This is a genomic window from Flavobacterium pectinovorum (genome assembly GCF_022802975.1).
Taxonomy (GTDB): domain Bacteria; phylum Bacteroidota; class Bacteroidia; order Flavobacteriales; family Flavobacteriaceae; genus Flavobacterium; species Flavobacterium pectinovorum_B.
Map to the genome: position 1 here is coordinate 168,561 of NZ_JAFEVZ010000009.1, position 17,541 is coordinate 186,101.

At 34.1% G+C, this 17,541-nt stretch carries 10 protein-coding genes; 3 read left to right on the forward strand and 7 right to left on the reverse strand.

Features of this window, described 5'->3' with window-relative positions; genetic code table 11:
- The first annotated feature begins 3 nt into the window (after window positions 1–3).
- Together FLV_RS14210 and FLV_RS14215 are read left to right on the forward strand one after the other, a co-directional pair.
- A complete protein-coding gene (locus tag FLV_RS14210) occupies window positions 4–1,089 on the forward strand; it encodes an efflux RND transporter periplasmic adaptor subunit (RefSeq protein ID WP_243234761.1) in 1,086 nt (361 codons plus the stop codon).
- 3 nt (window positions 1,090–1,092) lie between these two features.
- A complete protein-coding gene (locus FLV_RS14215; protein WP_243234762.1) occupies window positions 1,093–4,191 on the forward strand; it encodes an efflux RND transporter permease subunit in 3,099 nt (1,032 codons plus the stop codon).
- 148 nt (window positions 4,192–4,339) lie between these two features.
- On the opposite strand, the gene FLV_RS14220 is transcribed toward FLV_RS14215, so the two are convergent.
- Window positions 4,340–4,723, reverse strand: a complete 384-nt coding sequence (locus FLV_RS14220; protein WP_243234764.1) for an ankyrin repeat domain-containing protein — start codon at window positions 4,721–4,723, stop codon at window positions 4,340–4,342.
- 316 nt (window positions 4,724–5,039) lie between these two features.
- On the opposite strand from FLV_RS14220, the gene FLV_RS14225 reads away from it, so the two are divergent.
- Window positions 5,040–5,579, forward strand: coding sequence for an SRPBCC family protein (locus tag FLV_RS14225; RefSeq protein WP_243234765.1), 540 nt, complete (start codon window positions 5,040–5,042; stop codon window positions 5,577–5,579).
- Between the two features lie 100 nt (window positions 5,580–5,679).
- Here the strand turns inward: FLV_RS14225 and FLV_RS14230 are convergent, their stop codons facing one another.
- From FLV_RS14230 to FLV_RS14255, 6 genes are all read right to left on the reverse strand, one after another.
- On the reverse strand, window positions 5,680–7,185 hold the full coding sequence (locus FLV_RS14230) for a T9SS type A sorting domain-containing protein (protein WP_243234772.1): 1,506 nt from the start codon (window positions 7,183–7,185) through the stop codon (window positions 5,680–5,682).
- Window positions 7,186–7,291: 106 nt separating this feature from the next.
- Window positions 7,292–8,416 carry a glycoside hydrolase family 26 protein gene (locus tag FLV_RS14235; protein WP_243234773.1) on the reverse strand — a complete coding sequence of 375 codons (1,125 nt, stop codon included), beginning with the start codon at window positions 8,414–8,416 and terminating at the stop codon, window positions 7,292–7,294.
- A gap of 29 nt (window positions 8,417–8,445) precedes the next feature.
- The gene (locus FLV_RS14240; protein WP_243234775.1) at window positions 8,446–9,402 is read right to left on the reverse strand and encodes a phosphoribosylaminoimidazolesuccinocarboxamide synthase; all 957 of its coding nucleotides are present in this window, start codon (window positions 9,400–9,402) and stop codon (window positions 8,446–8,448) included.
- A gap of 154 nt (window positions 9,403–9,556) precedes the next feature.
- Window positions 9,557–11,905: a S9 family peptidase gene (locus FLV_RS14245; protein WP_243234778.1), complete on the reverse strand. Its 2,349-nt coding sequence runs from the start codon at window positions 11,903–11,905 to the stop codon at window positions 9,557–9,559.
- A 152-nt stretch (window positions 11,906–12,057) separates the two neighbouring features.
- Window positions 12,058–12,888: a Cof-type HAD-IIB family hydrolase gene (locus tag FLV_RS14250; protein ID WP_243234784.1), complete on the reverse strand. Its 831-nt coding sequence runs from the start codon at window positions 12,886–12,888 to the stop codon at window positions 12,058–12,060.
- Between the two features lie 172 nt (window positions 12,889–13,060).
- A complete protein-coding gene (locus tag FLV_RS14255) occupies window positions 13,061–17,404 on the reverse strand; it encodes a two-component regulator propeller domain-containing protein (protein ID WP_243234786.1) in 4,344 nt (1,447 codons plus the stop codon).
- Between the last annotated feature and the right edge of the window lie 137 nt (window positions 17,405–17,541).

Below are 17,541 nucleotides of genomic sequence, written 5' to 3' on the forward strand. Positions count from 1 at the left end.
AAAATGAAACATAAATTAATTATAGGAATTGCAATTGTGAGTTTATCCATCGCAGGCTGTAAAAAAGAAGTAGAAAATCCGCAGATTAATACCTCTTTTGCTTTAAGCGATAACATGCTAAAAACGACAACAACGGCAGTTGCTCAAACACAGCCCGTAACAAACGAATTGAGTTTTTACGGTAAAATTACGGCCGACAACAATAAAATGATCGATGTTTATCCGCTTGTAGGGGGAAACGTAATCAAGGTAAATGTAGAGCTTGGAGATTATGTGAAAAAAGGGCAGGTGCTCGCAACTATAAAAAGTACTGACATTGCAGATTTTGAAAAACAATCGCTCGATGCCAAAAGTGATTTGCTGGTTGCCAAAAATAACCTGAAAGTGGCTCAGGAATTATTTGACGGAAAATTAAATTCTGAAAGCGATGTGCTTCAGGCCAAATCTGAGGTGAATAAAGCACAGTCTCAATTAAGCAAAGTTCAGGAAACGTATAAAATCTACAACATTAAAGCTGGTTCCATTTACGAAGTAACAGCACCAATCAGTGGTTTTGTGATTCAAAAAAGCATCAATCAGGATATGCTTTTGCGCTCTGACCGCTCAGAAAATATTTTTGACATTGCCGAAATAAGCGAAGTCTGGGCAATGGCAAACATTAACGAAATCGACATTAATAAAGTAAAATTAGGAATCGATGCAGATGTTACGACTTTAAGTTATCCTGATCAGGTTTTTAAAGGAAAAGTAGATAAAATTTTTAACGTGATTGATCCGGAAACCAAGGCAATGCAGGCGAGAGTTAAACTGCAAAACCCGGGATTTTTACTGAAACCGGATATGAATGCCAACATCAAATTGTCTTTTAAAGAAGATAAATCGATGATTGCAATTCCGAGTGATGCTATTGTTTTCGATAAAAGTAAAAACTTCGTCATGATTTTCAAAGACCGAAATAACATCGAAACGAGACAAGTTGAGGTTTACCGGGTGGTTGGAAAAACTACCTACATCTCAAGTGGTTTAAAAGAAAATGAAAAAGTCATCACGAATAATCAGCTATTTATTTACCGTGCTTTAAACGAATAAGACATGAACAAATTCATACGAAATATTATTGCTTTTTCGCTTAAGAATAAAGCATTTACCTTTTTTTGGGTAGGATTACTGGCCGTTGCAGGATTTATTTCCTTCAAAAATATGCCCATTGATGCTTTTCCTGATGTAACGAATACCCAGATTATCATCATTACACAATGGAACGGAAAAAGTGCTGAGGAAGTAGAACGTTTTGTAACTTCTCCTATCGAAATCTCCATGAACTCGGTTCAGAAAAAGACCAGTGTACGAAGTATTACCATGTTTGGATTATCGGTTATCAAAATCATTTTTGATGATGGGGTAGATGATACATTTGCGCGTTTTCAGGTCAATAATTTGCTAAAAAATGTTACGTTGCCTGATGATGTCGAACCTGATGTACAACCACCTTATGGACCAACTGGAGAAATTTTCAGATACATTGTAAAAAGTGACAGCCGTGACAGTCGTGAATTATTAACCTATCAAAACTGGGTAATCGACAAACAGCTTCGTTCTGTTCCTGGTGTGGCCGATTTGAATGTTTTTGGAGGTCAGACTAAAACGTACGAAGTGGGTGTTGATCCCGTTAAATTAGCAAAATACAATATTACGCCGCTTCAGGTTTACAATGCTGTGGATGCAGGAAACTTAAATGTTGGTGGTGATATCATTGAAAAAAATGGACAGGCATTTGTGGTTCGTGGAGTCGGACTTTTAAAATCCCGAAAAGATATTGAAAACATCATTGTGGATCAGGCGGGCGGAAATCCAATTTTGGTTAAAAACGTAGCTTCAGTTTACGAAAGTTCCATGCCAAGAGTAGGACAGACGGGTATTGGCAAAAATGATGATGCCGTAGAAGGGATTGTCGTGATGCGTAAAGGCGAAAATGCGCAGGAAACTTTGGCTTTAATCAAAGATAAAATCAAAGACTTAAATGAAAATGTACTGCCGAAAGATATTAAAATAGAAACTTTTTACGATCGTGATAATCTGATGAATTTCACGACAGAAACGGTAATGCACAATTTATTCGAAGGAATTATTCTGGTTACCTGTGTTGTGTTTCTTTTCATGGCCGACTGGAGGACTACTTTTACAGTTTCGATTGTGATTCCGCTTTCTTTATTGTTTGCTTTTTTATGTCTGAAAATGATGGGAATGAGCGCTAATCTGCTAAGTCTGGGAGCGGTCGATTTCGGAATTATTATTGACGGTGCGGTGGTGATGGTCGAAGGATTGTTTGTGGTTTTGGATCATCGTGCGCATCAATTAGGAATGACAGCTTACAATAAAATTGCAAAAGGAAGCCTGATCAAAAAAACCGGAACAGAAATGGGTAAAGCCATCTTCTTTTCTAAGTTAATCATCATTACGGCTTTACTACCGATATTTTCTTTCCAGAAAGTAGAAGGAAAAATGTTCTCGCCTTTGGCCTTTACGCTAGGTTTTGCTTTAATGGGAGCTTTACTTTTCACTTTGACACTCGTACCGGTTTTGTCACATATTCTTTTAAACAAAAATGTAAAAGAAAAAAACAATCCTTTTGTGAATTTTTGGGACCGAATTGTAGGCAAAGGTTTTGCCTGGACATTTAAACACAAAATAAAATCGTTAGTTATTTCAATTTCGATTATTGCGGTAACCTTCTTTTCCGCTTCGTTTTTAGGAACTGAATTTTTGCCTCAATTAAACGAAGGGGCTTTGTGGGTAACAGCAGAATTACCAATGAGTACGTCACTTCCGGAGAGTGTTAAGACAGCGGCACTCATCAGAAAAGATCTGGAAACTTTTCCGGAAGTAAAAAAAGTGCTTTCGCAAACCGGCCGAAGCAATGACGGAACAGACCCGAACGGTTTTGGATTTATACAGCTTCAGGTAGATTTAAAACCTAAATCAGAATGGACTCGTAAAATCAATATGGATGAACTGATTAACGAAATGGACCAGAAATTAAAAGTGCATCAGGGAATTACGTATAATTATTCACAGCCGGTTATTGACAACGTAGCCGAATCTGTAGCAGGTTTTAAAGCTTCAAATGCAGTGAAAATCTACGGAGATGATTTGGATAAACTGGATGAATTATCGAATCAGGTTCTGGAAAAAATTAAAAATATTCCAGGAATTAAAGACGTCGGAATTCTGAGAAACGTTGGTCAGCCAGAAATCAGTGTGATTCTGGACAGGGAGAAAATGGCGGCTTACGGCGTAACTTTGGGTGACGCTCAGGCTGTTTTAGAATTGGCTTTTGGAGGAAAAACCGCCACTCAAAAATATGAAGACGAAAAGAAATTCGATGTAAGGGTTCGTTTCTCCAAAGAATATAGAAAAGATGAAGAAGATTTGGCTGAATTAAAAGTGCCAACAATCAGCGGAGCCAAAATTCCCCTGAAAGAAATCTGTGATATTAAAACTGTTACAGGTCCGGCCTTTATTTACAGAGACAATACCAAACGATTTATTGGTGTGAAATTCTCAGTTCGTGATCGCGATTTAGGAAGTACAATTGCTGAAGCACAGGAAAAAGTAGCCGAAGTAAAAATGCCTGCGGGTTACACAACAGGCTGGACAGGTGAATTCGAAAATCAGGTTCGTGCAAGCGCCCGTCTGGCTCAGGTTGTACCCATCAGTTTAATAGGGATTTTTGTGTTGCTGTTTATCTTATTCGGAAATATAAAAGATTCGCTGCTTGTTTTATCGAATGTTCCGTTTGCCATAATCGGTGGAATAATAGCATTGCACTTGACGGGAATGAATTTTGGAATCTCAGCAGGAGTTGGTTTTATTGCCTTGCTCGGAATTTGTATTCAAAACGGAGTTATCCTGATATCCGAATTTCATCATAACCTCAAGGCTAAATTTTCTCTCGAAGAATCTATTTTCATGGGGGTAAAAGCCAGAACCAGAGCCGTAGTAATGACAGCTTTGATGGCTTCGATTGGTTTGCTGCCGGCAGCCATTTCAACCGGAATTGGTTCTGAGTCACAAAAACCATTAGCCATTGTAATTATTGGAGGATTAATCACTGCTACAGTTTTGACTTTGTTGGTTTTCCCAATTCTGTTCTGGATATTCAATCGTAAAAAACATGCTCCAATTGAATAAATAGTAATAGTTGGTTATTTTAATTTGAGAAGAAAAGCATCATTATTTTTTTAATGGTGCTTTTTGCATTATTAAAAAATAAAACGACCTTCTGCTCAGGAAGGTCGTTTCAATTACTAACTCAAACTTTTATAAATTTTCAGAGATTTTATTTCACATCTTTCAAAATGGCAACTGCTTCTGCTGCATTAGATAATTCTGCATATTTCAAAGCGGTAAAACCTTTTTCATTCTTAATATTAGGTTTTGCTCCCTGTGCCAATAAAATTTTAATAATTTCAGCTTTATTGTAACGTGCAGCGGTCATTAAAGGAGTCATATCTTCTGAAATTTGATTTACATCAGCGCCGTATTCAATAAATTTCAAAACGATTTGAAGATCACCTTTTAAAATTGCCACATTTAGCGGTGATGCATCATAAGGTGCAGTGATTACTTTTTTGTCTCCATTGAAAGACTTTAAATTTGAAGCTAAAGAAACATTTGTAAAAGCTACTAAAGCTACTCCCAAGTAAACGATTGATTTTTTCATAATGATTGTTGTTTGTTGATTGATTAATGATGATGATTTTTAATTCTGATGTAAAAGTAATCTAATTTTTGTATTGTGTATTACAAGGTACTATGTTTTAACTAATTCTTAACATTTATTTAATAATACCCAGTCTTCTTTTTAAAAATGTTAAATTACATGTTTCCTATATAGACGCCGAATAACTCAATATGTTACAGTTTAAATCAAAAAAATGTAAAAAATCTTATAAAAAAAGTAAAATACTGTAAATCTTAATTTTTCTTTTTTAACTTTAACTAATAAAAAACTTTACTAACTACTTAAATCACAGCTTATGTTATTTGTCAAAAGAACTTTAGTTATCCTGATTTTAATTATTTCAGTAGTATTAATTGCGGCTTATTTTATGCCGGGAGAATATGCCGTAACAAGAGAAATAACCATCAATAAACCGGCTGATTCGATTTTTAATTATGTTAAATATCTAAAAAATCAAAATGAATTTAGTGTCTGGGCCAATATTGATCCGAAAATGAAAACAACTTATAAAGGTACCGACGGAACTGTTGGTGCTATTTCTGCCTGGGAAAGCGATGTTAAGGATGTTGGAGTGGGGGAACAGGAAATAACCAAAATAACGCAAGGGAAACGAATTGATTTTGCCCTGCGTTTTAAAGAGCCAATGAATGATACAGCTGTTGGTTTTATGTCTACAGAAGCTGTGGCAGGAAATCAAACCAAAGTCAAATGGGGAATCAATGGTGTCATGCCATATCCGATGAATATTATGTTACCCATGATGAAAATGGATCAAATGATTGGAAACGATTTGCAAAAAGGGTTGCAAAATTTAAAGACAAAAATGGAGGAATAAAATTTGAATCTGAAATAGCATAATTCAAATGTTAAATGAATTGTGCTTTTATAATTTGTAGTTTAAATTAAAACCTTCGCCTTTTAAATTCTTAATATTTCTATTTTTTTACCACTTTTATTGATTTTGTCTTTCCTTTTACGCTGGTAATGTTTAGTATATATATACCGGAGTTTGTATTGCTAAAATTTATTTGGTTATTTATTTCGTCTATTTGTTTTTCAGCTATTTTTCTTCCAGAAAGATCATATATTGTAACAATTGCTTTTTCGTTTATATTAAAAAATAGATTTTCACTAATTGGATTTGGGTAGAATTTGAAATTATAATTATCAAAATCAAGCGTATTTAAGTTAGCAATGTTTACCGTTATAGGCACTCTGTTGCTTGTACTTTTTTCGGTAATGCGTTTGATTGCATTATTTGCATAGTCAGCTACAAGAATTTTACCATTTGGCTGAATTGCTATTGAATAAGGAAGATTAAATCCGTTACCCAGTAATTCTATATTTGTGCCATCTGAATCCATTCTTTTTACTGCATTATTGTATGTGTCAGCCACTATAATTTTATCATTTGACTGGACGGCTAATGCTCTTGGAAACTTAAAATCACTTCCGAGAATTTCAGGAATACCTTGTCCATTAGCTATCATTCTCTTAACTGTACTTTTACCTGTATCAACTACTAAAATTTTATCGTCTGATTGTATGGTTACATCGTAAGGAAAAGTAAAAGTGCTTATAAAAGTTTCTAGATTGCTTCCGTCAACATTCATTCTTTTAATCTGGCCATTTTGAGCATCTGCTACTAATAACTTACCATTAGGCTGTATAGTAATACCACGAGGATTGTTTAAACCACTTGCTATAGTAACTATTGAAGCTGGTTTACCATCAGCATCCATTTTTTTGATAACATTATTGCCTGAATCTGAAATCAGAATTTGTCCATTTGGTTGAATTGCAATGGCAGAAGGAAGATTAAAACCACTTCCAAGAATTTCAATATTGCTTCCATCAGCATCCATTCTTTTGACTAAATTATTATTATAATCCGCTATTAAAATTTTACCATTAGGCTCAATAGCTACGTCGCTTGGATGATTAAAACCACTTCCTAAGGTTTCTATACCGCCACTAAGCTGCTCTATGTAGTACACACCATTACTTAGTTCGTCAGTATCTTTAAGGGCAGTAGTTTCAGTATCACTCGTGTACCATTTTAGTGTGCTACCCGGGCTAGGAGTAGAAATTAAATTTGAAACAGTACTTCCAGTAGATAATGTTTGTGAATTTTCAGAAATATTTTTTACAGTTACAGCCAATCTTGAAGTACTTTCTATAGTATTAATAGTCTGACTGGCATAATAGGTAGTATTATCTGTTAAAAAAGTTGAAACGGCTAATAAACTGCCTCCTCTTGCTGCATTATACCATTTGATATCTGTTCCTGTAACTTTTAAAATTGAAAGAGTTTTATCGTTTCCTGAATATATTTGGGGCATTGTACTGGTTGTAGGAGCTGTAGTTTGAGAAATAGCAAGTGAGGAAAAAAGGCAAAAATGGGTTAATAAGATATAGGTAAAAAATATTTTTTGCTTCATTTTGGAAGTGGTTTAAAATGTAAAAACTTAACGCTAAAAAGATTGTTAATTTTTTAGCGTGGCGAAGGTATAAAATAACACAGAATTTATGATTAAAACCTGCATATTATTTGTAGATGTTTTTTAAATCATTCTCAAATAAAGTATAAGGATCTTCATAAAACTTTATAAAATCAGGAACACTAATCTGCCCCGGGAAAGGTGCATAATAGTGTGTTGGACTTGTAGGATCATTTCTCCAAACTAAAACATAAGCCAATTCTAATTTTTCTGACTGTAATGTTTTTAACAAGGTTTCTGTCCACCATGTAGGATTTGGAATTGACTCTAAACCTGTTTCTGTAAAAGCGGCTAATTTGTTCTTTTTGATTGCAATATCAGAGAATATTTTAAGTTTCTTTTTAGCAGCTTCCAGATCGTATTTGCCATCACGTCCAAAATCACCGTAATCATCCATTCCAACCAAATCTACAAAATCATCTCCCGGATAACGCTCCAAATATTCTTCTTCAGAGTTAAATCGGTTGTCGGGTGAGAAAGCATAAATAAAATTATGAACTCCCAAGGTATCTTTTAAATACGAAACCGTAAATTGCCATACAGCTATAAAATCTTCACGTGAAGTATATTTTTTACCCCACCAGAACCAATCGCCGTCAAATTCATGGTAAGGTCTGAAAATCATGGGTGACAATTTACCATCTTTTGCTTTTACAGAATGGGCAAAATCCGCAATTGTTTTTAAAATTTCTTTGTATTGTTCGTGATGGGAGCCGCCAGGTTTAATTAATGAAACTGAAGCTGTTGAAATTCCATCTTTCCAATAAAAACCACCATCCGATGCAGGATTATTAAAGTGCCAGGCAACAGTGGTAATTCCGCCTCTTTCATAAGTATCAACTACATTTTTTCGAAGTCTTTCTTTCTCTTTTTCAATCCTCTCTTTTGATTGTCCTGAAAAATCACTAAAATCAATTCCAATAACGGCTGGATGTGAACCTGTCACTGATTTTACATCCGACTTATTTGATTCGCCGGACCAGCCGTGTCCATATTCCAGCGCATGCTGATGTCCAAAAAGAATATGTTCTTTTGAAATGGCTTTAAGATTCTGATATAGGTTTTTGGTTTCTTTTGTCGCCTTTTTGTCAATTTGCGCAAAAAGAAAATGCCCTGCTGTCATCAATAAGAACAGTAGGGCATTTTTTTTATTTGTGATTATGTTCATCATGGTTTAAATTGTTAGTTTAAACCCGAAAATTACTCTTTAGAAGAAAGGTATTCTAATACGTTTTTATCAATACGTTGGTCAATATTGTCAATATCAGCCTTAACAAATTTTTCTCCTAAAATGTTCTCGTATAATTCTATATATCTTTCAGAAACAGATTCGATGTAAGCATCTGTCATTTCAGGAATCTGTTGTCCTTCCTGCCCCTGAAAACCGTTTTCAATCAACCAGCGACGAACAAACTCTTTTGATAATTGTTTTTGTTCTTCGCCTTTGTCTTGTCTTTCCTGATAACCATCAGCATAAAAATAGCGGGAAGAATCAGGCGTATGAATTTCATCAATTAAAACGATAACACCATCTTTTGTTTTACCAAATTCATATTTGGTATCTACTAAAATCAAACCGCGTTCTGCTGCAATTTCAGTTCCTCTTTGAAATAAATCACGTGTAAATTTCTCCAAAACAATATAGTCTTCTTCAGAAACGATTCCTTTTGCTAGAATGTCTTCACGTGAAATATCTTCATCATGAGAACCGTTATCTGCCTTTGTAGTTGGGGTAATAATTGGTTCAGGAAATTTATCATTTTCCTTTAATCCTTCAGCCATTGTTACGCCACAGATTTGTTTTCTTCCGGCAGCATATTCACGGGCAGCATGGCCTGAAAGATAGCCGCGAATTACCATTTCTACTTTAAAAGGCTCGCATAAATGTCCCACAGCAACGTTTGGATCCGGAGTTGCAATCAGCCAGTTTGGAACAATATCCTCTGTCAATTCCATAAATTTGGTTGCAATCTGATTCAGGATTTGTCCTTTGTACGGAATTCCTTTTGGCAAAACTACATCAAAAGCCGAAAGCCTGTCGGTTGCTACCATTACCAAAAGTTCGTCGTTGATATTGTAAACTTCTCTGACTTTTCCGCGGTACACTGATTTCTGATTCGGAAAATTAAAATTTGTGGTTGTGATTGTATTGCTCATTGTCCTTATAGTTGTGTTGTTTTTTATGAATGCAAATTTAAAACTATTTAAAAGAGCAAACAAATGTTTATTTGTTGATAGTCTATTGTTAATCGTTGATGGTTTTTAGTTAAAAGTTTTTGTTGTTAAAAACTAATTTCCATCAACTAAAAAATTATTGTTTTAAAAGTGTTGAATTGAATAAATTTAAGATTCGGCTGTATTCATCAATCCAGGAATAGGTTTCTTTGAACCCGTGGGCTTCAACAGGGAAAGAAGCCAGAGTCCAGTTTTTTTTCTGCAATTCTATAAAACGCTGAGACAAACGCACAATATCTTTGTATTCTACATTGTCATCAACCATTCCGTGCAGCATTACTAAATTACCTTTCAGGTTGTCTGCATAATAAATCGGAGAACTCTTTGTATATGCCTCAGGATCTGTTTCAGGGAAATTTAAAATGTTTCCGGTATAGCCATGATTGTAATGTGCCCAGTCTGTAACAGATCGCAGCGCAGCTCCAGAAGCAAATTCACCCGGAGTGGTCAGCATTGCCATCAAAGTGATAAAACCGCCATAAGATCCGCCGTAAATACCGACTCTGTTGGTATCAATACCATATTTTTCAACTAATACTTTTTTACTGTCTAAATGATCCGATAAATCTTTCCCGCCCATAAAACGGTAAATTCCGGTTCTAAAATCACGGCCGTAACCATCACTTCCTCTATAATCGATATCTAAAACAGTATAACCCAAATCGGTTAACAGGTTATGGAACATATATTCTCTGTAATATGTACTCCAAAAATTATGTACATTTTGAAGATATCCTGCACCATGAACAAAAATTACTGCGGCTTTGTTTGCAATTTCAGCTTTAGGAGTATATAATCTTGCATTTACCGGAGTTCCGTCTTGTGCTTTAAACGTAATAATTTCCGGCTCTCTCCATTGGTATTTTTTAAAATCTTCTGATACCGAAGATGAAACTTGCTGTAATATTGTATTCTTTTTGTTTTCAGCAACATAAAAATCCCAGGGAACATTTTTATAGGAGTAGCGAACCAAAAGTGATTTTTCGTCTGGTGAAAGGACTACTTCATGTGCTCCGTCTTTGGTTAAAATCGGGTGCAAAACTCCTTCTTTAACGGCTAATTTATAGAAATTTCTATTTCCCGGATGTGTCTTATTTGTACTCAGATAAAATATTTTTTTATCCTTAGACAAAGTTACATCACGAACTTCCCAGTTACCTTTGGTTAATTGTGTCTTCTTTTTCGTTTTTATATTATAGGTGTACAAATGCGAATACCCTGTAGCTTCCGACTGAAAATAAATCGTTTCATTATCGGATAAAAAACCTAAATTTCCTGAATCAAATGAATAGGAAGGAATTCCCGGGCCACCAATCCAGGCTTCGTCATGCTGGTATTCTATTTCTTCAAAAGTTCCTTTGTTAAGATTTAAATTTATCAGCCATCTGTCTTTATTGTCCTGACTTCTGATTTCGACAATTGCCAATGAGCCGTTTTCGTTATAAACGGGTGCCTGAGCTACAACCAGTTTGTCTTCTTTGGCTTTGTTTTTCAGATTATCGTATTGCTCGTAATATTTCGGAGTATCCTGAATATGGCTTAACGTTGAAAAATTCACGTAATAAACCGAATCTTTTGCAACAGAGTAAATTCCGAATTTCGTTTTTACAAAATTATTAACAGAAACTTTTTCCTTCGTATCCGGACTCTGATTATAACCATCGGCGGTAATTAAAACCTCCATTTTTTCTTTTTTAGCTTCGGTTTCTCCCACTAACAAAAAAGTAGCAAAATTTCCGTTTGGATTCACTTTTAAATTGTAGAAATCATCTTTTCCGTAAAAATATTCTTTTGCAAAATCAGATTTTACGGCTTTGGTTTTGGCGAGATTCCATTGTTTTTTGGCTTCTTTGTCTCTTATAAACTGAAATAACTCTTTTTGCTGTGTATTTAAATAAGTTTCTTTTTCCGGTTTTTTTTCCTTTTCAGATCCTTTAGTAAAATTGGTTATTTGTAAAACCATTCCTTCTTTTGTATTGTATTTAAAAACATTATTGTTTTGCTCAAAAAATAAAATCCCGGACTGGCTTCCTAATTGTAAATTACTCAATGGAACAGATTGCTGAATCAGTTTTTTTACTTTTTTTGACTGAATAGAATACGAATACAGACTTCCTTTATCTAAATAAAAAACAATATCTGATCCCGGTTTTGTTTTAAAATCAAGTTGTGAAAATGAAGCTTCTTTTGGTGTAACGACTTCGGGTTTAGCCATTCCTTTTTGCCAGAAATAAGTACTGGTTCCTAATTCATCTTTCGGATTCCATTCAAAATAAACCTTTTTTCCATCCAAAGACCAGCGTCCGTTTGTTGGTTGATTTCCAATAAAAGATTCGCCTTTCATTATTTCTTCTAACTTCAGTTTTTGGCAATTTCCAACAATTGAAAGAAAGGTAAAGGCAAGGATAAAAATGTTTCTTGTCATTATAATATTATTTGAGAAAACAAAAATACATTATGAAAGTATTAAAAAATGATTTTATACAAAATTCTTTGTAAAGTGCCTGTTTGATAAAAAAAAATCCCTGAATTAGTGTTTCAGGGATTCTCTATTTTGATTAAAAAACATATTTTAGGTTAGCCTTCTACAAGTTCTTTGTTTAAAATTTTAGAAGCGATATATCTTGCTACTCCATCTTCGGCATTGGTTTTTATAACTTCTAAATCTGGCAGGGTTTCTTTTAATAAAACAGGGGCATTTCCCATAATCAGACCTTTACCAGTAGCTGATAACATTTGGACATCGTTGAAACCATCTCCAAAAGAAACGGTTTCGGCTAAAGTAAAACCTTCTTTCTCCAATACTCTTTCAATTGCAACGGCTTTATCGACTGCTTTGTCCATAAATTCAAGACAAGTAGGTAAGCTAAATGCATGGTGTAAATGTTCTGAAGAATTTGCCAAAACAGCGTCTTTCAGTTTTACTAATTTTTCATGATTATCGCAGGAGAAGAAGATTTTAATGGCACCAAAATCTTCTAAACTTTTATAATCAACCAATTCGGGACGGTATTTTAATTCGGCCTGAAAAGCATTTAATCTTTCGTTTACCCTATTAGTCTGCCAAACATTTTCTTTGAATAAAACAACCGTAATTTCAGGGTCGATTTCAACGTTTAAAGCTGCTTTTACAACATCGCTGTCTAAATTGAAAGAAAACAATTCTTTTCTTTCAGGTGAATGGATTCTGGCTCCGTTTGAACTTACTAAGTAAACAGGCACATCAAGAGTGTCAATAATTGCCATCGCATCAAGATGATGGCGGCCTGTGGCAACGATGATAAGATAATTTTGATTGTGAAGTTCCTGAAAAATGGATTTGGTGTAATCTGAAATTCGGTGTTGAGGGTTGAGCAAAGTTCCATCAAGGTCGCTTACTACAACTTTTATATTTTTAAGCTTTGTCATGTTAATAATCAAATATTTATGATTTGCAAATTTACGGCTTTATGATCAGCTGGGCAAAGATTACAAGCCTTGAAGACCAAAAATGAGGCAAGTTTATTATTTATTTAACTATTTGTTTTTAAACCTTAACTTCATTGTTTTCGAATTTATCACAATAAGAATATGGTTTTACTTATTGTTTTTGCTTTAAATAATCAGAAGGAGATATTTTGTAATACTCCTTAAAACAGGTGCTAAAATAGCCTGCACCATTAAATCCGGCTTTGTAAGCAACATTCGCAATATCTGTTTCTCCTGCATCGAGATATTGTTTGGCTCTTTTGAGGCGCATCTCGCTGACAAATTCTACAGGAGTTATGCTGGTAAGGCTTTTAAATTTTCTGTTAAACGTTACTCTTGACATATTCAATGCATTTGCAATCACATCAATATTGAATTTTGGATTCGTCATGCTATCTTCCACTATAGTTATTATGTCTTTTAAAAACTGTTCGTCTTTAGTCGTAATAATTATTTCGCCGGGTTCTAATTCAATTGTTTTGATATTAGATTGTAATTGTTCGAAAATTTTCTTTCTGGATTTAATTAGATTTTCAATAGAAGCAATTAAAAAATCAGAATCAAAAGGTTTAGTGATATAATAATCTGCTCCGTAATGCAAGCCTTCTATTTTGCTTTCTACGGATGATTTTGCAGTTAATAAAATAACCGGAATATGACTGGTTTCTGTTGTGTTTTTAAGGGCATCGAGCAATTCAATACCGTCCATTTCTGGCATCATAACATCACTCAAAACTAAATCAGGAAGTTTATTTTTAGCAACTGCAAGACCTGCTTTTCCGTTTTCAGCTTCCAGTATTTGGTAAAAATGCTGTAATTGACTTTTTAAAAATGATCTTAATTCAGGATTGTCTTCTACAATAAGAACTACAGGTAAGTGCTCATTTGAATTATTCAGGAAAACCTGATTTTCGCTCTTTTGTTTACTTTCTGTGAAATGTTTCTTTAATGTATGTTCAGATAAGTTTTTCTTATAACTGTTGTTTTGGAAGATTTCCTGATTTAAATCAATTGCTATAGAAACCGTCAGGCCTCCGCTTTCATTGTTAAAAGCATAAATGATTCCCTGGTGCAATTGAACATATTCTTTGCAAAGTGCAAGGCCAATTCCGGTTCCTACGTTTTTATTTTTGCCTGAATCTGTTTCGTAGTAAAGTTTGAAAATATCTTTCAGATTGTTTTCATTAACACCAGAGCCCTGATCTGAAACATTTATTTTTAAAACAGTATCATTTTCTAATTTCAGTTCAACTGTAATAATACTGTCATTCGGAGAAAATTTGATCGCATTAGACAGCAAATTATAAATGACAATATCTATTTTTGCCCTATCCAGATTTACAAGAAGAACTTCAGTATTGCTTTCCGTTTTAATTTTTATGTTTTTTTCGTACGCCGCCTGAGAAAACAAAGTATTTATTTCATTCACAAAAGAAACCAGTTCAATGGGTTTAATATGAAGTTGTTCATTGCCACTCTGTACTTTTCTAAAATCCAATAGCTGATTCACAAATCTTACGAGCCTGTTCGTATTTTTTCTTATGGTCTCTATGTATTCACTTTCCAGGGGACTTAACTTTTCACTTTTGGCAATTTCATTTATTGGATTAACGATTAAGGTAAGGGGAGTTCTTAATTCATGGGAAATATTAGTAAAAAAACTTAATTTTAGTTCGGTCATTTTTTGTTCTACGACAATTTCGTTTCGCAGACGAATCATTGAAAAGGATATTCTTCGGGCGATTTCGAGCGCTGTCAGAATAAGGACAGCATATAAAAAATAAGCAAAATTGGTTTTCCAGAAAGGAGGAGCAATCGTAAAAGCTAAACTCTTCTGAGGAGTAACCGTATACAATTCTGTATTTATGCATTTTACTTCAAACTCATAATCTCCCGGTGGTAAATTGGTAAATGTTGCCTTTTTTTGGTTTTTTACCTCGTGCCATGTATCATCAAGACCTTTTAGCCGATAAGCGTATAATTGTTTGTTGTTTGATTTATAATCTAATACCGCATAATAGATACTAATAGTATTTTCAGTATAGTTTAACTGAATATTGTTGTTGTAATTGATATTACTTTCTAAAGGATATTCTGCCGATTTTACATTTGAGTTTTTATTGTTGATTTCAAAACCGGTAAAAACCATTTTTGTGCTGGTTTTTTGGTTTTCTGTTTTTTTTGGATCGAAAATTAAATAACCGTTCCTGCTTCCGAAAACCAGATTGCCATTTAATAATTTTATACCGGCTGATTCAGAAAAACCTGTTTTAACCAAACCATCGTAAGAATCATAATTTCGAAACACACGATGCTGCAAATTGAATTTTGAAATCCCATTTTCAGTTGCCAGCCATAGGTTTTTGTGGTCATCTTCTGCCATGCTCAGAATAAAATCACTTGGTAAGCCGTCTTCTTTTGTAAAGTTTTTAAATTTTAGACTATTCTCTTTTTCAATAACCTGACTGAGTCCACCGCCGGCTGTCGAAACCCACATTTTATCAGCTGAATCTTTGAAGATAAACAATACATCATTACTGCCAAGACTGAATTTGTCTTTAGACAACTTTTCATATCTGGAAAATTTTAGTTTTGCAGGATTATAATCCTCAGGATTAAATGTCACTAATCCGTTTGTTGTGGCAACCCAGATTTGATCTTTATGCCCCTGAGCTAAATATCTGACCTTGTTGGATTCAATAGCTGGGTAGTTTTTAAAATGATGTATAAAATTAAATTCACCATTTTTTTTCTCCAGTAAATTAATTCCGTTGTCATACGTACCGATCCAGATTCGCCCTTTTTTGTCTTCTAAAACAGAATAGATTTCATTGCTGCTAATACTTGCAGGGTTGTTTTTATCAGTTTTAAACTGCTTTAATACGTATTGTGAATTTTGTAAATTGACAGGAGTGGCTTTATACAAACCGTTTCCTTTTGTTCCTAGCCATACATTCCCTTTGGAGTCTCCTGTGATGGAATATACAAGACCAATTTCATCTGCCTTATAATTAGTAAACGGGTTTGTTAATTCCTGATTTCCTTTATATATTTTTAATTTTCCTGCTTTTGATGACAGCCATAATCGATTGTTTTTATCTGAAAAGACAGCCCTGATTTCATTTTCCGTTTTGATTTTGCTGTTGGGTATTAAAAGCTGCTGCTGAAAAGTGTTTTTCTGGAAAATGATTTTATTAATTCCTCTGTCGGTGGTACTCATCCAGAGAATTCCAACGGGATCAAAATACATAGTAGTAACTATATTTGAAAACTTCTGATTTTCATCTTCAGGATTATTAAAGAAGTAATCCAGACGATTCGTTTTTTCGTTATAATATCCAAAACCACCACCTTTTAATTTTACCCAGACCCTGTTGAAATTGTCTTCAAAAATTTCAAAACTGTGCTTTAGCTTCAAAAAAGAAGCATCTGTCTGTTGAGAAAAAAAAGCAACTTTACGTTCTTTTGGTTTTACCATAAAAACACCGTGTTTGTCGGGTTCAATCCATAATAAGCCTTTTTTATCCTGATAAATTCGATGTAGAGGCGATTCAGAAACTTTAAGCGTTGATTCTGTTTTTAAAGTTCCGGTATTAAATGTAATCAATTCTCCTTTGGCAGTGGTAATCAATAATAAATTCTCGTTTTTGGACTTTATTATAGCGTTGATGGCTTTTTTTGAAACAATTGTTTTTTTATACTTTTTTTGAATTTTACTGTAATAAATTAAAACTCCATCATCAGTTCCAAACCAGGTGTTATTACCTTGTACAAAACAGCATTTTATAGCATTGTTTTTTAAGATAGTATTGCTTTTGTATCCTTGTTTAGAGTTTGAGATATGATCTAATCCTTTTTCAGAACCAATCCACACAGCATTATCAGCATCTTTAAAAACAAAATTTAGGTCATTGGAAGATAGCGAAGAATTATTTTTTGAATTTTGCTCAAAATGAGTAAGCTTAATTTGATTGTTCGGTTTTTTTTGTGCTAAAAAAATACCACTCCCAATAGTAGTTAGCCAGACATTGCCATTATCAGCAGTAATAATAGTGTCAAATTCAATTTTGCTGGTTCCTAAGATAGCAGCAATAGAAAGAAATGATTCGGTTCTTTTGTCAAATCTGTAAATCTGATTATCATATACTCTGAGCCAGATGTAGCCAAAAGCATCTTCCTTAATTATATCGATTCGGTTACTGCTCAGGCTGTTATTGTCTCCGGCTATTGCTTTGTAAGTAACAAAATTTTTTCCGTCAAATCGGTTGATACCGTTCCATGTGGCAAACCACATAAAACCTTCCTTGTCTTTTATGATGTCTCTAATTACATCATGTGAAAGACCATCTTCTGTGGCGTAATTTTCTATTTTACATTTTACTTGTGCGACTGCTTTGCTTAAGAAAACGAGAGATAGAAATACAATTAAAAATTTAACCGGTAAAAGGTTCTTCATTCGTAATTCTGGGTTTAGTTTGGTGTAGTAAAGTTTAGTTTGCACTTAAAAGAAACTATTGTATTGATTAGTGTTTTTTAATTAATTACCGCATAAAAATAACTCTAAAAATAAAAATTGGCAACCAGGACCCTAGT